This window comes from Allobosea sp. Tri-44 (assembly GCF_004123845.1).
GTDB lineage: Bacteria > Pseudomonadota > Alphaproteobacteria > Rhizobiales > Beijerinckiaceae > Allobosea.
The window spans coordinates 45,020-63,220 of the sequence record NZ_NBDP01000019.1; the positions used below are offsets into that span (position 1 = coordinate 45,020).

At 66.7% G+C, this 18,201-nt stretch carries 18 protein-coding genes; 10 read left to right on the forward strand and 8 right to left on the reverse strand.

Going from position 1 to position 18,201, the window contains the following annotated elements:
* Positions 1-44 precede the first annotated feature (44 nt).
* Both B6S44_RS12555 and B6S44_RS12560 read right to left on the reverse strand, forming a co-directional pair.
* Entirely contained in the window at positions 45-1,241 is a 1,197-nt protein-coding gene (locus tag B6S44_RS12555) for an amidase (RefSeq protein WP_129157237.1), read from the reverse strand.
* Between the two features lie 27 nt (positions 1,242-1,268).
* Entirely contained in the window at positions 1,269-2,858 is a 1,590-nt protein-coding gene (locus tag B6S44_RS12560; RefSeq protein ID WP_129157238.1) for a gamma-glutamyltransferase family protein, read from the reverse strand.
* Positions 2,859-2,971: 113 nt separating this feature from the next.
* Here B6S44_RS12560 and B6S44_RS12565 point away from each other — a divergent pair, with 113 nt between their 5' ends.
* Positions 2,972-3,211: a hypothetical protein gene (locus B6S44_RS12565; protein ID WP_129157239.1), complete on the forward strand. Its 240-nt coding sequence runs from the start codon at positions 2,972-2,974 to the stop codon at positions 3,209-3,211.
* Positions 3,212-3,214: 3 nt separating this feature from the next.
* Here the strand turns inward: B6S44_RS12565 and B6S44_RS12570 are convergent, their stop codons facing one another.
* The 3 genes from B6S44_RS12570 to B6S44_RS12580 all read right to left on the reverse strand — a co-directional run bounded on the left by B6S44_RS12570 (position 3,215) and on the right by B6S44_RS12580 (position 6,865).
* The gene (locus B6S44_RS12570; protein ID WP_129157240.1) at positions 3,215-3,577 is read right to left on the reverse strand and encodes a DUF1850 domain-containing protein; all 363 of its coding nucleotides are present in this window, start codon (positions 3,575-3,577) and stop codon (positions 3,215-3,217) included.
* Positions 3,574-5,733: a TRAP transporter permease gene (locus B6S44_RS12575; protein WP_129157241.1), complete on the reverse strand. Its 2,160-nt coding sequence runs from the start codon at positions 5,731-5,733 to the stop codon at positions 3,574-3,576. Before B6S44_RS12575 ends, B6S44_RS12570 begins: the two co-directional genes overlap by 4 nt.
* A gap of 163 nt (positions 5,734-5,896) precedes the next feature.
* The gene (locus B6S44_RS12580; RefSeq protein WP_129157242.1) at positions 5,897-6,865 is read right to left on the reverse strand and encodes a TAXI family TRAP transporter solute-binding subunit; all 969 of its coding nucleotides are present in this window, start codon (positions 6,863-6,865) and stop codon (positions 5,897-5,899) included.
* Positions 6,866-7,097: 232 nt separating this feature from the next.
* Between B6S44_RS12580 and B6S44_RS12585 the strand changes: the two genes are divergently transcribed.
* On the forward strand, positions 7,098-8,720 hold the full coding sequence (locus B6S44_RS12585; protein ID WP_206735147.1) for an OpgD/OpgG family glucan biosynthesis protein: 1,623 nt from the start codon (positions 7,098-7,100) through the stop codon (positions 8,718-8,720).
* Between the two features lie 108 nt (positions 8,721-8,828).
* Here B6S44_RS12585 and B6S44_RS12590 read toward each other — a convergent pair whose 3' ends face one another.
* Complete coding sequence (locus tag B6S44_RS12590) at positions 8,829-9,092, reverse strand: hypothetical protein (protein WP_129157243.1); 264 nt, start codon at positions 9,090-9,092, stop codon at positions 8,829-8,831.
* Between the two features lie 33 nt (positions 9,093-9,125).
* On the opposite strand from B6S44_RS12590, the gene B6S44_RS29355 reads away from it, so the two are divergent.
* The 8 genes from B6S44_RS29355 to B6S44_RS12625 all read left to right on the forward strand — a co-directional run bounded on the left by B6S44_RS29355 (position 9,126) and on the right by B6S44_RS12625 (position 15,512).
* The gene (locus B6S44_RS29355; RefSeq protein ID WP_164985810.1) at positions 9,126-9,353 is read left to right on the forward strand and encodes a hypothetical protein; all 228 of its coding nucleotides are present in this window, start codon (positions 9,126-9,128) and stop codon (positions 9,351-9,353) included.
* Positions 9,354-9,366: 13 nt separating this feature from the next.
* Positions 9,367-10,113 (forward strand): zinc ABC transporter ATP-binding protein AztA, encoded by a 747-nt coding sequence (gene aztA, locus B6S44_RS12595; protein ID WP_248309575.1) that lies wholly within the window; start codon positions 9,367-9,369, stop codon positions 10,111-10,113.
* 24 nt (positions 10,114-10,137) lie between these two features.
* Positions 10,138-11,013: a metal ABC transporter permease gene (locus B6S44_RS12600; RefSeq protein ID WP_129157244.1), complete on the forward strand. Its 876-nt coding sequence runs from the start codon at positions 10,138-10,140 to the stop codon at positions 11,011-11,013.
* Between the two features lie 36 nt (positions 11,014-11,049).
* Positions 11,050-11,958: a metal ABC transporter substrate-binding protein gene (locus B6S44_RS12605; protein WP_129157245.1), complete on the forward strand. Its 909-nt coding sequence runs from the start codon at positions 11,050-11,052 to the stop codon at positions 11,956-11,958.
* 42 nt (positions 11,959-12,000) lie between these two features.
* Complete coding sequence (locus B6S44_RS12610) at positions 12,001-12,963, forward strand: CobW family GTP-binding protein (RefSeq protein ID WP_129157246.1); 963 nt, start codon at positions 12,001-12,003, stop codon at positions 12,961-12,963.
* A 15-nt stretch (positions 12,964-12,978) separates the two neighbouring features.
* Positions 12,979-13,989 carry a WD40 repeat domain-containing protein gene (locus B6S44_RS12615; RefSeq protein WP_129157247.1) on the forward strand — a complete coding sequence of 337 codons (1,011 nt, stop codon included), beginning with the start codon at positions 12,979-12,981 and terminating at the stop codon, positions 13,987-13,989.
* Between the two features lie 7 nt (positions 13,990-13,996).
* A complete protein-coding gene (locus B6S44_RS12620) occupies positions 13,997-14,272 on the forward strand; it encodes a hypothetical protein (RefSeq protein ID WP_129157248.1) in 276 nt (91 codons plus the stop codon).
* An 85-nt stretch (positions 14,273-14,357) separates the two neighbouring features.
* Positions 14,358-15,512 (forward strand): winged helix-turn-helix domain-containing protein, encoded by a 1,155-nt coding sequence (locus tag B6S44_RS12625; protein WP_129157249.1) that lies wholly within the window; start codon positions 14,358-14,360, stop codon positions 15,510-15,512.
* 7 nt (positions 15,513-15,519) lie between these two features.
* Here B6S44_RS12625 and B6S44_RS12630 read toward each other — a convergent pair whose 3' ends face one another.
* Positions 15,520-16,767, reverse strand: a complete 1,248-nt coding sequence (locus tag B6S44_RS12630; protein WP_129157250.1) for an SGNH/GDSL hydrolase family protein — start codon at positions 16,765-16,767, stop codon at positions 15,520-15,522.
* Between the two features lie 65 nt (positions 16,768-16,832).
* Positions 16,833-18,068, reverse strand: coding sequence for a lytic murein transglycosylase (locus tag B6S44_RS12635; protein ID WP_129157251.1), 1,236 nt, complete (start codon positions 18,066-18,068; stop codon positions 16,833-16,835).
* Positions 18,069-18,201: the final 133 nt, after the last annotated feature.

The following is an 18,201-nucleotide window of genomic DNA, read 5'->3' on the forward strand; positions in this document are numbered from 1 at the left end:
GCTACGTCCCCCTGGATTGCTTCGCTTCGCTCGCAATGACGAACCTACGCGATCCTGATCCGCGCCGCCCGCTCGAACTTCACCGCGAAGGCGGCGAGCGACTTGTCGGAACCCTTCGGCCCGATCACCGACAAGCCCAGCGGCGCGTCGTCGCGATGGGCCACGGGGATCGAAATCTGCGGGAAGCCGGAGAGCCCCGCAAGGCAGAGCAGGCGCAGGGCACGGTTGCGGAAATCCTCGAGCTCGGGCTCGCCGGCGCCGATCAGCGGCGCGACATCGGGCACCGTCGGCAGCATGAGCACGCCGTCCTTGCCGAGCAGACGGGCGAGCTTCGCGCGGAACGTCTTGCGCACGCTCTCGCCACGGGCGAATTCGGCATCGCTGACCGCTTTGCCGAAAGCGAAGCGCTCGGCGACGCCGGGGCCGAGCGGCGGGGCATGGCGCTCGATCATCGCGCCGTCCGAAGCCCAGGCCTCGCGGCCCTGGATCCAGCGGAAGGCCCAGTAGAGCGCGTCCATGTCGCTGACGGCGCGCACCGTCTCGGGCTGGCCAAGGATCGGCACGATGCGCTGAACGACATTGCGCAGGATGCGCTCGGCCTCGGGCACGGCCTGGGCGAAGAGGTCGTCGGCGAGCAGGAGGCGCGGCGTCTCCGGCAGCGTCACGCGATCCTTGCCGAGGACCGCATTGGCGGCGCGGACGAAGACCTCGCCGTCCCTGGCGAAGAAGCCGGCGGTATCCAGGCTCTCGGCCAGCGGCCAGGCGCGCTTCAGCGACAGTCTGCCATGGGTCGGGCGGATGCCGAACAGCCCGCCATAGCTCGCCGGCGCTCTGACCGAACCGCCGGTATCGGAGCCGAGCGCGATATCGGCGAGCCGGCCGGCGACGGCCGCCATCGAGCCCGAGGAGGAGCCGCCGGTGATCCGGTCAGGCGCAGCCGGATTGATCGGTGAGCCGAAATGCGCGTTCTTGCCGTTGAGCGAGAAAGCGAGCTCGTCGGTATGGGTCTTGCCGACGAAGCGGGCGCCGGCCTCCAAGAACGCCTTCACGATCGGCGCGGTCTTGGTCTTAGTCCCCGACAGAGCCAGTACGGTCGGCGATCCCGCGCCGGTCGGATAGCCCTTGACGTCGAACAGGTCCTTGACCGCCAGCGTCAGTCCTTCGAGCGGGCCGGAGGAAGCGTGTTTCACCGGCGCTTCAGGATACGGCACGAAGCAGCGGAACGGGTCGTTCTCGATCATGGTGTTCTCAGATCCCCCAGATCCCAATCAGATACCTTTGGCGTCGCCGTCCGAGCGCGGATCATGCGTCGCCTCGACATGGCCTTTCTGATGCTTGACCAGCATGCCGGCATGGCCGAACTGGTCTGAATAGGCCTCGCTGTATTCCTCGACCGGGTGGCCGGCGGCGGTCAGGCGCGCCAGCAGCATCGGGTCGAAGCGGTTCTCCAGCTTGAGCGAGATCGAGCCGGCGCCCCAGGTGCGGCCGAAGAGCCAGCGCGGCGCGTCGACGGCGTCGGCAACGCCCTGGCCGAAACGATAGCGCGACAGGATCTGCGCCTGGAACTGCGGCTGGCCGTCGCCGCCCATCGCGCCGTAGCTGACGATGCGGCCATCGGCAAAGCGGGCGAGCGGCGGGTTGAGCGTATGGAAGGGCTTGCGGCCGGGCGTCAGCGGATTGAGCGCGTTGGCGTCGAGCGAGAAGGACACGCCGCGATTCTGCCAGTTGACGCCGGTCTTCGGCAGGATGCAGCCGGAGCCGTATTCCCAGTAGAGCGACTGGATATAGGAGACGGCGAGCCCGGAGCCGTCGATCGCGCCCATCCAGATCGTGTCGCCCTCGCCGGGCCGGAACGGCCAGCTCGCGGCGCGCTTGCGGTCGATCTTCGCGGCCTCGCGCTCCAGGGCGGCATCGGTCAGCAGGCTCGCCGGATCGGTCGTCATGAACGCCGGATCGGTGACGACCTTGTCGCGGATGGCGAGGGCCCGCTTCACCGCCTCGACCAGCCCGTGATGATGGTCGAAGCTCTCCGGCCGGGTGATGCCGAGCTTCTCGAAGATGCCGAGGATCATCAGGGCGGTCAGCCCCTGCGTCGGCGGCGGGAAATTATAGACGGTGAGCCCCGGCAGCTGCAGTGACAGCGCCCGCACGGCCCGGGCGCGGAAGGCTTCGAGATCGGCGCGGGTGATCGGCGCGCCGAGACGCCCGAGGTCCTCGGCGAGTTCGCGGCCGATGTCGCCGCGATAGAAATCGTCGAGCCCGGCATGGGAAAGCTGTTCCAGCGTCGCGCCAAGCGCGGAGGGCTTGCGACGGTCGCCGGCCTTGGGCCGCTCGCCACCTGGCCAGAAGAACTCGCTGAAGCCGGGCGCCGTTTTCACCGCATCGACTTCCTGCGGCCAGGTGCGCAGCTCGGACTCCGAGATGTCGTAGCCCTCGGCGCAATGGCGGATTGCATCGGCGAGCAAATCCTTCAGCGGTAGCCTGCCGCCGAGGCTGGCGGACAAAGCGAGCGCCGCCTGCCAGCCGCCGATCGCGCCGGCGACGGTGATCGCCGCATCCGGGCCGCGCGCCGGCAGCGTGTCATGGCCCTTCTCGCGATAGCGCTCGATCGTGGCGAGGCTGCCCGCCGGACCGCAGGCCTCGATGGCGTGGACCTTGCCGCCGGGCTCGTGCACCAGCCAGAAGCCGTCGCCGCCGATCGCGTTCATGTGGGGATAGACGACCGCGATGGTCGCGGCCATGGCGATCATCGCCTCGATCGCATTGCCGCCCTCGGCCAGGATGGCGCGGCCGGCTTCCGAGGCGAGGCGATGGGGCGCCGCAACGGCGGCCGAGTTGAAAACCGGAGAATCAGGCATCAGGTTCTTTTCGTTCGGGACAGGCGTGACCATTTTGCCGGAAGGCGCGATTTTGTTGCATGCCGCCGCCGCCTAGGCTAGGCGGTCCGTGCATGGGTTCCGAGGGTAAAAGCATGGCGGCTGGCCGCACCAACTGGCGCAATGTGATCATGGTGGTCTCGCTCGCCATCCTGATCGCGGTCGAGATCTTCGGCGTCGCGCTCGCTTCCGGCTGGGCGCTGGCTGGTCTGTTCGAGCTTGGGCCCATCGTCGCCTATGTGCTGATGGGGCTGTTCTCGGTGCTCGCGGCCTATGGCCTGCTGAATTTTATGCGCCGGGTCGTGAAGATCGAGCGCCTGACCCACCGCGGTTAAGATTTAGCCGCACGGTTTCAGCACAACGGGATCAGCCTCGGCCGGCAGCAATTCGTCGAGCGACCGGCAGCGGCTTTCCACACAGACCCGCCAGTCGGCGGTCGCGCCCGAGCGACGCATAACGACCTCCCGCAGCGCCGGCAGGTCAGGCCGCCAGCGCCAGAAGCCATCGGCCAGTTTTGCGCCATCAGGTGGGTCCATGCCGGCGCCTGAGCCCTGGACGCGTGCCTCTTTGAGGACGAGGCCCTCGGGGCTTTCGCGCCAAAGCTCCTCCCACAGCGATTTCTGCACCGAATGCCGCCAGGAGAGCGTGATCTCGCTCGCGCCGAGCGAGATCACGAGCGTGCCGGCAGCGAGGCAGATCATGCCGGCCTGGTCGCAACCGCCTCGCGATTGGCCCACCAATGGCGGGCGACGATCGCGGCGGCGAGCGCATAGCCGAACGGGTCGCTATATGGGAATTCGCCGAACAGGAAGACCGCGGCGGCAAAGCTGAGCACGCGCTCGGCCACGCTGAGCCTAGCGAACAGGAAGCCGATCGCGACCATGCCGAACAGGCCGATGGCGACGCTCGCCTTGATCACCGCGTAGACGACCGACGGCCAGAAGCCGATCAGATTGGACATCGGATCGCCCGGCTGCAGCATCAGCGCCGGCGAATAGACGGCAATGAAGGGGATGACGTAGCCGGCGAGCGCGACGCGCATCGCCTCCCAGCCGATCTTGTCCGGGTTCTCCTTGGCGATCGGCGCGGCTGCCAAGGCCGCCAGCGCCACCGGCGGCGAGAGGTCCGCCATGATGCCGTAGTAGAAGGCGAACATGTGGCTGACGATCAGCGGAACGCCGAGCTTTTCCAGTGCCGGGGCGGCGAGCGCCGCGACGATGATATAGGTCGGGATCGTCGGGATGCCGGTGCCGAGCAGGATCGAGAGGATCATGGTCAGGACCAGCGCCAGGAACAGGCTGGTCTTGCCGAGGCCGATGATCCAGGCGCCGAAGGTGGTGCCGATGCCGGTCTGCGTCATCAGGCCGATGATGGTGCCGACGATGGCGCAGGCGATGCCGACAGGCAGCGCCGTCTTGGCGGCGTCGGCGAGCGCGTCGCGGCAGATGGCGAGCGTGGCGCGGCCGCCGATGGTCAGCGCGTTGAGCAGGACGAGCGCCAGGATGAGGCCGCCGACGACACGGACATCCATGCCCTCGCGCAGCAGCGCTCCGGCGATCAGCCCGAGGCCGACCCAGAAGATCACGCGCAGCGTCGTCGCCTTGAAGCCGAGCGCGACACCGGTGCCGAGCAGGAGACCGACGGTGAGCGCGAGCCCGATCGTGCCGGCAAAGAGCGGGGTGAAGCCGTGGAACAGCATGAAGACCAGCACGGCGAGCGGCAGCGCCAGATACCAGCGCTCGCGCAGCGCCCGAAGCGGGCTCGGCAGCAGATGGCGCTCGATACCCTTGAGGCCGTGCTTGCCGGCTTCGAGATGCACCATCCAGAAGGCCGAGGCGAAGTAGAGCACCGCGGGGATCGCGGCCGCCTTGACGATCTCGGAATAATCGACGCCCAGCGTCTCGGCCATGATGAAGGCAGCGGCGCCCATCACCGGCGGCATGATCTGGCCGCCCATCGAGGCGGTGGCCTCGACGCCGGCGGCGAAGGCGCGCCGGTAGCCGAACTTGATCATCAGCGGAATGGTGAACTGGCCGACGGTGACGACATTGGCGACGCCGGAGCCCGAGATCATCCCCATCAGGCCGGAGGAAAACACCGCTACCTTGGCCGGGCCGCCGCGCGCGCCGCCGAACAGGCCGAGCGAGACGTCGTTGAAGAGGTGGATCATCCCGGCCTTCTCGAGGAAGGCGCCGAAGACGATGAACAGGAAGATATAGGTCGCCGAGACATAAGTCGGCACGCCATAGAGCCCTTCGGTGCCGAAGGAGAGATGGCCGATGATCTGGTCGAAGCCGTAGCCGCGATGGTTGAACGGCGAAGGCAAATACTGGCCGAAGAACCAGTAGAGCAGGCAGACGCCGCACATGATCGGCAGCGCGTTGCCCATCAGCCGGCGCGCTGCCTCGAAGACCAGGATGGCAAGCAGGGAGCCGACGACGAGGTCGAGCGTGGTCGGATCGCCGTCGCGCAGGATCAGGTCGGCGTAGAAGATCAGCTGATAGAGGCCGATCAGGAAGCCGAGCACGCCGATGGCCCAGCCGAGCCAACGCTCGGCCTCGGTCTTCGCCTTGAAATTGGCGACGAGGCCGAAGGAGAGCAGCAGCAGGAAGCCGACATGGACGCCGCGCACCACTTGGCTCGGCAGGAAGTGCCAGGCCGAGATCAGGATCTGGAAGGAGGCGAAGGCCAGCGCGACGGCATAGGCGAGCAGGCCCCATCTGCCGGGGCCGAAGCCGGGTGGGAAGCCGTGCTCGAAATTGTCGAGCGCCTCGTTCTCGATCGGCGCGCCGGACGCGCCGGAGAGCTCGTGCAGCCGGTCGCTATCGACACCCGCCACTGTGGTCTGCTGCGCCATGGTCCCGCCCGTCCCATACCCACGACACCGTCATTCCGGCCGCAGCGAAGCGGAGCGCCGGAATCCATCGTAGGGAGCTGAGATCTACGATGGATTCCGGAGCTGCACCGCTAAGCGGCTTGTCCGGAATGACGGCGCTTCATTGTCGATTTCCAGAGCGCCCTTAAGACCCGACCTTCAGGCCCTTTTCCTTGAGATAGCGCGCTGCGCCCGGATGTAGCGGCACGGGCATGCCGTCGAGCGCGTTCTCGAGCTTGATCGACTTGCCGGCCGAATGTGATGAGCCGAGCTCGCCGAGATTCTCGAAGATGTTCTTGGTCATCTGGTAGACCAGCTCCTCCTTCACCCCCTCATGGGTGACGAGGTAGTTCACGACGGCGGCGGTGTTCACATCCGTTGTCTGGCCGCCATAGGTGTTGGCCGGGATCGGCGTGCTGACGAAGGGCGGGCCGGCCTTGTCGATCACCGCCTTGGGCACCTCGACGACGACGATCTCGACCGAGCTCGCGAGGTCGCGGATCGAGGCGACGCCGAGCCCGGCTGATTGCAGGGTGGCATCGAGCTGGCGGTTCTTCATCAGCTCGACCGATTCGGCGAAGGGCAGGTATTCGATCTTGCCGAGGTCCTTGTAGGTGATGCCGGCGGCGCCGAGGATGGCGCGGGCGTTGAGCTCGGTGCCGGATTTCGGCGCGCCGACCGAGAGGCGCTTGCCCTTGAGATCGCCCAGCGTCTTGATGCCGCTCTCCTTGGAGGCGACGATCTGGACATAGTTCGGATAGATCGCGGTGATGCCGCGCAGCTTCTTCAACGGCGTCTTGAAACCGGCCTCCTCATCGCCCTTCCAGGCGGCGTCGAGGGAGTCGCCAAGGGTAAAGGCGATCTCACCGCGGCCCTGCTGCAGCAGCACGAGATTCTCGACCGAGGCCTTGGTCGCCTGCACCGAGGGGCGGGTATTGGCGATCTTGTCGCCATAGATCTTCGAGAGCGCGACGCCCATCGGATAGTAGACGCCGGAAGTACCGCCGGTCAGGACGTTGATGAAGTCCTGGGCTCTGGCGGCGGTGGGCAGGGCGGCAATTACGAAAGCGGTGGCGATGCCGGCCAAGGCCCGGCCGCTGAGCAGCGTCTTCATGGTTCCTCCCGAAATCTGCTCGGTCCTTCAAAGGCCGGGCTTTCCTTGTTGTAGGATGCGCGCGGGCGGAAAGGGAAGCCGGCCAAAAGCCCAACTCCGCCGCTCGCCGCTTTTGCGCGCGATTTCCGCCCTGCTGGTGCCAGGAAACTCAGGAGATTGCCCTTGCCGGCTGGACAGGCTAGCCGGAAACACCATCTTCCAGCTGATCCTTCCCGATGGAGCGCCCCGCCCGATGCAGCCGCGACAGCCGACCACGCCCCTGATCGACCGCCGCACCCTGCTCGCGGGAGCCGCCGGCACGGCTGCCCTCGCCGCCGCTGGTTTCTCCGGCCAGGCACTGGCGCAGCAGGGGCTGAAGCTCGGCACGGCCGAAGCCTTCTCCTTCGACGCTCTGAAGGCGCGCGCTCGCGATCTCGCCGGCAAGCCCTATGAGCCGCCGCCGAACCCCAAGCCCGACGTGCTCGAGAAGATCGACTACGACGCCCACGGCAAGATCAGGTTCAAGCCGGAGCTGGCGCTCTGGGCGAACGGGCCCTCGCCCTGGCCGGTGACCTTCTTCCATCTCGGCCGCTACTTCCAGAAGCCGGTGCGCATGCATGTCCTCGACGACGGCAAGGCGCGCGAGATCGTCTACGACGAGAGCTATTTCGAGATGCCGGCCGATTCCCCGGCCAAGCAATTGCCGCCCGGCGCCGGCTTTGCCGGCTTCCGCTTCCAGGAGAGCCGCTCCGGCCATCCCGGTCGCAAGGGCGAGAAGCTCGACTGGCAGAAGAACGACTGGGTCGCCTTCCTCGGCGCTTCCTATTTCCGGGCGATCGGCGAGCTCTACCAGTACGGGCTCTCGGCCCGTGGTCTCGCCGTCGATCCCGCTGTCGGCGATCGGCCGGAGGAATTCCCCGATTTCACCCATGTCTGGCTGGAGACGCCGGCGGAAGCGGCCGAGCACGTGATCATCTACGCCCTGCTCTCGGGGCCGAGCGTTGCCGGCGCCTTCCGTTTCCGCATGCATCGCGGCAAGGGCGTCGACATGGAGATCGAGCAGGAGCTGCACCTGCGCAAGGACGTCGCGCGGCTCGGCATCGCGCCGCTGACCTCGATGTACTGGTATTCCGAGACGGCCAAGGCGACCATGGTCGACTGGCGCCCGGAGGTGCATGATTCCGACGGCCTGGCGCTCTGGACGGGGCGCGGCGAGCGCGCCTGGCGCCCGCTCAACAATCCGCAGCGCACGGTCGCCTCGTCCTTTGTCGACGACAACCCCCGCGGCTTCGGGCTGATGCAGCGCGACCGCGAAATTGGCCACTATCTCGACGGCGTCTTCTATGAGCGCCGGCCGAGCCTCTGGATCGAGACGCTAGGCCAATGGGGCAAGGGCGCGGTCCAGCTGATCGAGATCCCGACCGATGACGAGATCCACGACAACATCGTCGCGATGTGGGTGCCGGAAGCGCCGGCGAAAGCCGGCAACGCCTATAACTTCCGCTACCGCCTGCACTGGCTCGCCGACGAGCCGTTCCCGCCGGCGCTCGGCCGCGTCGTCGCGACCCGGCTCGGCAATGGCGGCCAGCCCGGCACGGTGAGGCCGAAGGGCGTGCGCAAGTTCATGATCGAGTTCAAGGGGCCGACACTCGAGGACATCCCGTTCGGGGTCAAGCCCGAGGTCGTGCTCTCGGCCTCGCGCGGCAGCTTTTCCTACACCTTCGCCGAGGCGGTGCCGAACGATGTGCCGGGCCATTGGCGGGCGCAGTTCGACCTCACCGTTGATGGCACCGACCCGGTCGAGATGCGCTGCTTCCTGCGCGGCGGCGACAAGGTGCTGACCGAGACCTGGCTGTACCAGTACTGGCCGGTTTGAGCCGGAACCGTCATTGCGAGGAGTGCAGCGACGAAGCAATCCAGGGGGACGCAGAGCTCTGCCGCCCCTGGATTGCGTTGCTGCGCTCGCAATGACGTTCTAAGCCGCCTATCCCTCGATCTGGCGCTTCTGGACGCGGTCGACAGAGATAAACAGCGTATTGGCCGCGCCGGGCTCGACGCAGAACACGTCGAAGCTCGGCGCCTGCGGATCATCGGCGGGCATGTGCAGGGTGGCGGAGCCGTTACGGCCGGCAAAGGCCATGATCCGGAAGCTGAGGCCGTCAGGCAGGACGACTTCGATCGCATCGGCCGGCATCTCGGTCGCGACACCGTCGCGTATCGCTTTGAAGGTCACCCGTTCGGCGCTCACGCACGCACTCCCATCCGGCTGTAGTCGACGAGAATGGATATCGACGCGCTTCGGCGCTGGCGACAAGCGCGATCGTGCTTGCTCACGGTCATGCGTAACATTATATCATTCGATATGGCTCATGATCACGCCCATCACCGCCAGCCTGCCGCCGAAGCGCCCGGCTGGTCGCTGCTGCGGCTCTCGGCCGGGCAGCGGCTCGGTCTGGCGCTCGGTGTGATCCTGGTGCTGTGGACGGCGACCTTCGCCGTCATTGCTTGATGAAGAATCTGGCGTGAACAAGAGTACCGAACCCGTGCCCGCCATCCGTTTCAGCGATCTGACCCTCGGCTATGACCGCCACCCGGCGGTGCATCATCTCTCGGGCGAGGTCGCGCCGGGTAGCCTGATCGCGATTGTCGGGCCGAACGGCGCCGGCAAGTCGACCCTGCTCAAGGCCATCGCCGGCGCGCTCGCGCCGCTTGACGGGACGGTGACGCTCGCGAAGGGCAAGCGCCTCGCCTATCTCCCGCAATCGGCCGAGCTCGACCGTTCGTTCCCGATCCATGTCTACGATCTCGTCGCCATGGGGCTATGGGGCACGGCCGGCATCTTCGGCCGGATCGGCTTTGGCCAGCGCAGCAAGATCGAGGCGGCGATCGCCGCCGTCGGCCTCACGGGTTTCGAGGACCGCAGCATCGGCACGCTCTCGGGCGGCCAGATGCAGCGGGCGCTGTTCGCCCGGCTCCTGTTGCAGGATGCCGACATCATCCTGCTCGACGAGCCATTCACGGCGATCGATGCCCGCACCAGCGCCGACCTGCTGGCGCTGGTCCAGCGCTGGCATGGCGAGAACCGCACTGTGGTCGCCGTGCTGCACGACATCGAAACGGTGAAGCGCGCCTTCCCGCAGACGCTGCTGCTGGCGCGCGAGGCGATCGCCTGGGGCGAGACTGGCGAGGTGCTGACGGCGAGCAACCTGCTGAAGGCGCGCCGCATGGTCGAGGCTTTCGACAGCCACGCCGCGCCCTGCGCCGCCTGAGCGCAGCGACATAAGACAAGACCGATGCTCTACGACCTCCTGATCGGCCCCTTCGCCGAATTCGACTTCATGCGCCGGGCGCTGGTCGGCGTGATCGCGCTGTCAGTCTCCGGCGCGCCGGTCGGCGTCTTCCTGATGCTGCGGCGGATGAGCCTGACCGGCGATGCCATGGCGCATGCGATCCTGCCGGGCGCTGCGCTCGGCTATCTCGTCGCCGGCTTCTCGCTGCCGGCGATGACGCTGGGTGGGCTCGTCGCAGGCTTCACCGTGGCGCTCGCCGCTGGCGCCGTCGCGCGCCTGACCGTGCTTAAGGAAGATGCTTCGCTTGCCGCCTTCTACCTGATCTCGCTGGCGCTCGGCGTCACCCTGGTCTCGCTGCGCGGTTCGGCCGTCGATCTCTTCCATGTGCTGTTCGGCAATGTGCTGGCGCTCGACGACGATGTGCTGGTGCTGCTCTCCGGCGTTGCCAGCCTGACGCTCGGCGTGCTGGCGCTGGTCTATCGGCCGCTGGTGCTCGAATGCGTCGATCCCGGCTTCCTGCGCTCGGTCAGCCGTTCGGGCGGCGTCGTGCACCTGACCTTCCTCGGGCTCGTCGTGCTCAACCTCGTCGCCGGCTTCCATGCGCTCGGCACGCTGCTCGCGGTTGGGCTGATGATGCTGCCTGCCGCCGCGGCCCGGTTCTGGACCGCCGACATCACCCGGCTGATCCTGCTGGCGAGCGGCTTCGGCATGGCGTCCGCCTATATCGGCCTCGTCGCCTCCTATGCCGCCGGCAGCAATCTCCCGGCCGGGCCGGCGATCATCCTCTCGGCCGGCGCGCTCTATCTCGGCTCGCTCCTGCTGGGATCGCAGGGCGGCCTTGCGCGACGCCTCTTGCCGAGGGCCCATCTCCAACGCTAGTTATGTTATAGTATTTCATATAACGCGAGAGATGCCATGCTGAACCGCCGCTTCGTTCTCCTCGGTCTTGCCGCTGGTGTCGCCCTGCCGCTGCCGGGCCTGGCCCAGGAGAAGCTGCCCGTCGTCGCGAGCTTCTCGATCCTCGGCGATTTCGTGCGCGAGATCGGTGGCGAGCGCGTCGCGGTGACCACGCTGGTCGGGCCCGATGGCGACGCGCATGTCTATTCGCCGACGCCGGCCGACGCGAAGACGGTCGCCGGCGCAAAGCTCGTCGTCGTCAACGGGCTGAAGTTCGAGGGCTGGTTGACCCGGCTGATCAAATCGTCGGGCACGAAGGCGACGATCGCGACCGCGACAACCGGCATAACCCCGCTCAAGCTGGCCGATGATCACGGCCACGGCCATGGCGGCGAGGATCCGCATGCCTGGCAGAGCGTCGCCAATGCCAAAATCTATGTCGGCAATGTCCGCGATGCGCTGACTGCGGCGGACCCTGCCGGCAAGTCGAGCTATGAGACCAATGCGGCCGCCTATCTTGGCAAGCTCGATGCGCTCGAGGCGGAGATCAAGGCTGCAGTCGCGCGCATCCCGGCCGATCGACGCAAGGCGATCACTTCGCACGACGCCTTCGGCTATTTCGTCAAAGCCTATGGCATCGCGTTCATCGCGCCGCAGGGCGTCTCGACCGAGGCCGAGGCCTCGGCCAAGGACGTCGCCCGCATCATCCGCCAGATCAAGGCGGAGAAAGTGCCGGCGGTCTTCCTGGAGAACATCAGCAATCCGCGCCTGGCCGAGCAGATCGCCAAGGAGAGCGGGGCGAAAATCGGCGGACGGCTCTATTCGGATGCGCTCTCGGCCGCGAACGGCCCGGCCGGGACTTACATCGCGATGATGAAACACAATATAAGCCAGATCGAGAAGGCGCTCGTCGCCGGCCCGGCCTGACCGGTCCGCGATCGCAGCAGCGCCGCCAACCAGGTTCTAGTCATGTCCGAGAAGATTCCCGTCACGGTGCTCACCGGCTATCTGGGCGCCGGCAAGACCACGCTCCTCAACCGCATCCTCACCGAGGACCACGGCAAGAAATTCGCCGTGATCGTCAACGAGTTCGGCGAGACCGGCATCGATGGCGACCTCGTGGTCGGCGCCGACGAGGAAGTGTTCGAGATGAACAATGGCTGCATCTGCTGCACGGTGCGCGGCGACCTGATCCGCATCCTCGACGGCCTGATGAAGCGCAAGGGCAAGTTCGACGCGATCATCGTCGAGACCACCGGCCTCGCCGATCCCGCTCCGGTCGCCCAGACCTTCTTCGTCGACCAGGATGTCGGCGACGCCACCAAGCTCGACGCCGTCGTGACGGTGACCGATGCGAAGTGGCTGAAGGACCGGCTCAAGGATGCGCCCGAGGCAAAGAACCAGATCGCCTTCGCCGACGTGATCATCCTGAACAAGACCGATCTCGTCAGCGCCGACGAACTCGTCGAGGTCGAGGCGGCGATCCGTGCGATCAATCCCTACGCCAAGCTGCACAAGACGACGCGCTGCGACCTGCCGATCGCCGAGCTGCTCGACCGCAACGCCTTCGATCTCGACCGCATCCTCGACATCGAGCCTGATTTCCTCGAGGCCGGCCATCACCACCATCACTCGGACGAGATCCGCTCGATGTCGTTCACGCTTCCCGGCGATGTCGACCCGGACAAGTTCATGCCCTGGATCAACGACATCAGCCAGGTGCAGGGCCCGAACATCCTGCGGTCCAAGGGCATCCTCGCCTTCAAGGACGAGCCGCGCCGCTTCGTCTTCCAGGGCGTGCACATGATCCTGGATGGCGACCTGCAGCGTGACTGGAAAGCTGGAGAGGAGCGTAATTCGCGCCTGGTCTTCATCGGACGCGATCTCGACGAGGCGGCGTTGCGAAAGGGGTTCATGGCCTGCGCGGCTTGAGCTAAAGCCAAGGCCATGGAGACCATCACCAAACCCGTCTCGCTGCGCGAGCATGTCGTTCCCATCGAAGCAGGCGAGCATGTCGTCGGCGCCTTCTGGCTGAAGCAGACGCTGGCCTTTGCGCTCGCCGACGGGCGCGTGCTCCGCTGGCGTGACGGCGAGACGTTCAGTGTCGAGGCCAATCGCGGTGGCCTGCTCTGCGCCGTCTCGGATGGCGAGCGCCTGATCAGCGGCGGCGATGACGGCCGCGTCGTCGCCACCTCTGCCGATGGCGAGCCGCAAGAGCGCGCGCTTGATCCGAAGCGGCGTTGGATCGATGCCGTGACGGTATCGCTCGCCGGCAGCCTCGCCTGGAACACCGGCCGCACCGTCCATGCCCGCGATGACAAGGGCAAGCTCAGGTCGATCGAGGTCGCCTCGACACCGCAGGGCCTTGCCTTCGCGCCGAAGGGCTATCGCCTCGCCATCGCGCAGATGAACGGGGTGCTGCTCTGGTATCCGAACACCGAGGCCAAGCCCGATTTCCTCGACTGGAAGGGCTCGCATCTCGAGGTGACCTGGTCGCCCGACGGGCGCTTCGTCGTCAGCGCCATGCAGGAGAATGCGCTGCATGGCTGGCGCCTTGGCGACAAGCCGAGCCATATGCGCATGACCGGCTATCCGGCCAAGCCGCGCTCGCTGTCCTGGTCGCATGACGGGCTCTGGCTCGCCTCCAGCGGAGCGGATGCGGCGATCGTCTGGCCCTTCCAGGGCGATGGTCCGACCGGCAAGGCGCCGCGCGAATGCGGCGCGCGCCACGCCAAGGTCACCCGCGTCGCCTTCCATCCGAAGGCGCTGGTGCTGGCGATCGGCTACGACGATGGCTGCATCCTGATGGTGCGCCTGACCGACGCCTCGGAACTGCTGGTGCGGTCGGCGCAGCGCGGTAGCGGCATCACCGCCTTTGCCTGGGACAAGCTCGGCAAGCGCCTCGCCTTCGGTGCCGAAGACGGTGCCGCCGGCGTGCTGACCCTTCCGGGCGGCTGAGGCGGCGATGCGCCTTGGTCTGTTCGGCAGGGACAAGCGCGATGCTGCCGGGGCCGATGCCGCGGCGCAGGTCAAGCGGCAGGTGCGAGAGCTGCTCGGCCTGCCCGAGAACGCCGTGATCGCGGTCAACGAGATCCTATGCGCCGATCCTGCCTGTCCCGGCACCGAAACGGTGATCCTGGTGATGAAGCCGGGTGAGAAAACGAAAGCCTTCAAGGTCCAGATGGGGCTAGCGGAGCTTACGCCGGAGGCGTTGGCGCAGGCGCTGTCAGTGGAGGGGTGAGTCGGTGAAGACCACCGCCATGAGCTGTCAGCAGGTGGCGGGGCAGCGCCTTAACCTTTGGCGCCGCGATGGCTAGCTTGCTGTGATGGCGACGCGACCGCGAAAGATATTGAAGCTCGACAAGGCGAATGTGCGCCGGATCTTGCTCAAGGCCCAGAAGCTCGACAGGCGCGAGCCTTTCGGCGCTGGACCGGAAGCGACGGCGGCGGCCATCGCGCATCTCGGCTATGTCCAGATCGACACGATCAATGTGGTCGAGCGCTGTCACCATCACATCCTCTACAGCCGGATTCCCGATTATCGCCGCGATGACCTCGCGCAGGCGCAGGCGCAGGACAAATCGGTCTTCGAGTACTGGACGCATGCGCTGTCCTATGTGCCGACAGCCGATCTGCGTTATTTCCTGCCGGCAATGAAGGCGCATCGCGCCGAGCCGAAACGCTGGGCTTCGGTCGGCAGCCGCGAGGAGACGCGCAAGCTGCTGCGCCGCATCCGCAAGGACGGCGCGCTCACCATCCGCGATATCGACACCGATGTGCTGGTCGAGAAGACGCATCTCTGGGCCAGCAAGAAACCGTCAAAAGGGCTGCTCGAACGCGCCTTCTATGATGGCGATCTCGCGATCTCGGCCCGCTCCGGCATGCTCAAGACCTATGAGTTGATCGACAGGCATTTCGGCTGGGAGAAGGCTCCGGGCCCGGCTTCGGAGCGACAGGTCGCCGCCTACAAGCTCGACCGCGCTTTGCAGGCGCAAGGCATCGTCAGCCTCGATTCGATCTGCCATCTCGATGCGCCGAGCAAGAAGGCGATCGCCGAGCTGATTGCCGGGCGGGTGAGGCGCAAGGAGCTTGTGCCGGTCGCGATCGAGGGTGCAGAGAAGACACCGCATTGGGCGCGGCCGGAGGCCCTGGAGCCGGTCGCGCCGTCCGATGAAGGCCTCGTCCATATTCTCTCGCCCTTCGACCCTCTGGTCATCCAGCGCAAGCGGCTGAAACTGTTCTTCGGCTATGACCACGTCTTCGAGGCGTATCTGCCGAAGGAGAAGCGGGTCTTCGGCTATTTCGGCCTGCCGGTGCTGGCGGGGGATCGCATCGTTGCCGTCGCCGACCTCAAGGCTGATCGGGCGGCGCGCAAACTGCTGGTACAGCAATGGACCTGGCTCGATCCTGAACCTTCGCCCGAGCAGCGACGGCAGGTCGACGAGGAGATGCAGCGCTTCGAGCGCTTTCAGCTCGGCTGAGAGTGCTTCAATTCAGCCGGGGCCAGCGGAAGTCGTCGGCGCGGCCTGGGCGAGGTTCGGGCGCGATGCCCTGGCCGAAGACGCGGTCGAGCCCTGCCGCGACATCGCCGCGGCCGCGCGCCTCCTGGAGCGAGGTGATCAGCACCGTATCACCACTACCGGCGACTGCGCCGGTCAGCGGCAGGATCGGCCCGGCGAGCGGTCTCGGCGGAACGACCGGGATGAGCTGGATATCGGCGGGCAAGCCGCTGACCATGCGGTCGATCAGGCGCTCGACGCCGCCCGGCTGCAGCTCGGGCGTGAGCGGCGCACTGGTTTCGAGCGAGGTCGGCAGTGCGATGACATTCTGCGTCGGCGTGCCCTCCAACAGGCGGCGGATGACGACATCGACGAAATGTGCGGCCTTGCGAGCGCCAGCCTTGGTAAAATGGACGCCGTCGCCGAGCCGGAGCTTGGCGATCTGGCCGTTCACATCCGGCCCGGTCGCCGTATAGCGGTTCTCTCCATCGACATAGGCGCCCCAGAGGTCGACATACTGGCCGCCACCCGCTTCTGCGCCCTTGCGGAAGAGGTCGTTCAACGTGATCAGATCGGCAGATAGCCGGGGGTTCTGCATCGGCGGCGCACCGACCCAGATCAGCGGTATCCGCTTTGCGCCAAAGGCCGCAGCGACGGCGTCGATCCTGGCCTTGTAGAGCTGGAGCCAGCGCTCGCTCAGAGGCTCGTGCGTGACGTCTCCTTCACGGATGACCTGGCGATCGTTCGGGCCGAGAATGACGACCCCAACCATCACCTTGGCATCGGCGGCGAGCAGCTCACCGGCTGCCTTCGGCCAATCGTAGAAGTCGGTCCGGACCAGGCCGCTATCGGCCTTCGCCTTGTTCACCACGGCGACATCGGCGCGGTCGCCGAGGCTGTCATCGAGCCCTTCGGCGATCTGCCCCGCCAGCGTATCGCCGATGACGAGGACATGGTGGTTGACGTCAACCTTGGGGATGATCGGATCGTCGCGGACGACGACGCGGGTCGGCGTCCGGCGCTGGGTCGGCGCGACGCGCTCGCGTGGTTGCCGCTGCTGGACCGCCGGCCTCTCGGGAATCTGCCAGAACATGTTGAACAGGCTGCGGCCTTGCGGCGGCGCCGAAGGTATCCGACCCGGTGGCACCGGGTTCTGGGCGATAGAGGTCGGCCCGCCCGTCGCGAGCAGGAGCAGAGCCGCCGCCAGAACCATGAAGAGCGAACGCAGGCGCATCATGCTCTCGATCGGCGCCGGTCAGAATGGGACGCCGCCAGGCAATATAGTCGCGATCACCCGGTTCGTCAGCGGGGTGCCTTCATTCGCGCCAGCAGCGCCGGTGTCGGGTAGCCGTCGGCGAGCATGCCGACGCGCAGCTGGTACTGCCTGACCGCTTCGCGCGTGCCGGTACCGATGCGCCCGTCAGCGTCGTGATTGTAGAGACCGAGGGCTTTCAGCCGGCGCTGGACGTCGGTGGTGCCGGCCTTGTCGAGCCGCGGCGCCTTGACCGGCCATTCGCCTTGCAGGGCGGGCTTCCCCACGATCCGGTCGCCGAGATGCCCGACCGCGAGCGCATAGGCGTCGGAGGAGTTGTACTTCTTGATGACGTCGAAATTCGCGGTCAGCAGCATGGCCGGCCCGGTATGGCCGGCCGGATAGAACAGTCTGGCTTCGCCCGAGGAGGGGAGCGAGCCGCCATCGGCGCGGCGCACGCCGGCGGAGCGGAAGGAAGAGAAGCTGGCGCGATAGAGATTATGGTCGAAGCCCTCCGGAACGGTGACCTCGATGCCCCAGGGCAGGCCGGGGGTCCAGCCATAGCCTTTCAGGTAGTTGGCAGTAGAGGCGATGGCGTCGCTGGTCGAGGTCCAGATGTCGGCATGGCCGTCGCCGGTCTGGTCGACCGCGTATTTCATGTAGCTCGACGGCATGAACTGGGTGTGGCCCATGGCACCCGCCCAGGAACCGCGCAGTTCGCGGCGCTCGACATGGCCCTTCTCGATCAGTTCCAGCGCGGTCAGCAACTCGTCGCGGAAGAAGTCGCCGCGATAGCGGATGCTGGCCAAGGTAGCGAGCGAGCGGATCACGTCCTTGTCGCCCTTGAACGAGCCGTAATTGGTCTCCATCCCCCAGATGCCGAGGATGATCTCCTTCGGCACGCCGTAGCGGGATTCGGCCTGGCCCAGCACGCTTGCATGGGCCTCGAGCATCTCCCGCCCGCGCGAGATGCGACCACCACCAACTGCGCTGTTGAGATAGCTCCAGATCGGCGCGACGAACTCCGACTGCTTTTGCGTCAATGTCACGATCGACGGATCGGGTGTCACACCCTGGAAGGCGAGGTCGAAGGTCTGGCGCGAGATGCCGCGCGCCTGCGCCATCGGCCAGAGCGTTCGCAGGAAGCCGTCGAAGCCCGGTGCGGCCGGGCGCGCCTCGGGTTTCGGTGTCTGCGCCCGTGCCGGATTAATCGAACCCGTCGTCTGCGCGAGCGCCGGCCCGAGGCCGAGCGCCGCAGCGAAGGCGAGAACGGTGACGGGACGCATGGTTGCTCCTCTGGCTCGGCCGCAGTGTCTATCCACCACAGCGCCCGAACGAAGTTAACCATGGGTTAATGCCGCGCCAAATCGCTCTCGCTTCTAATTTGGAGACCGTTTTACCGATCAGCTTGCGGTGCAA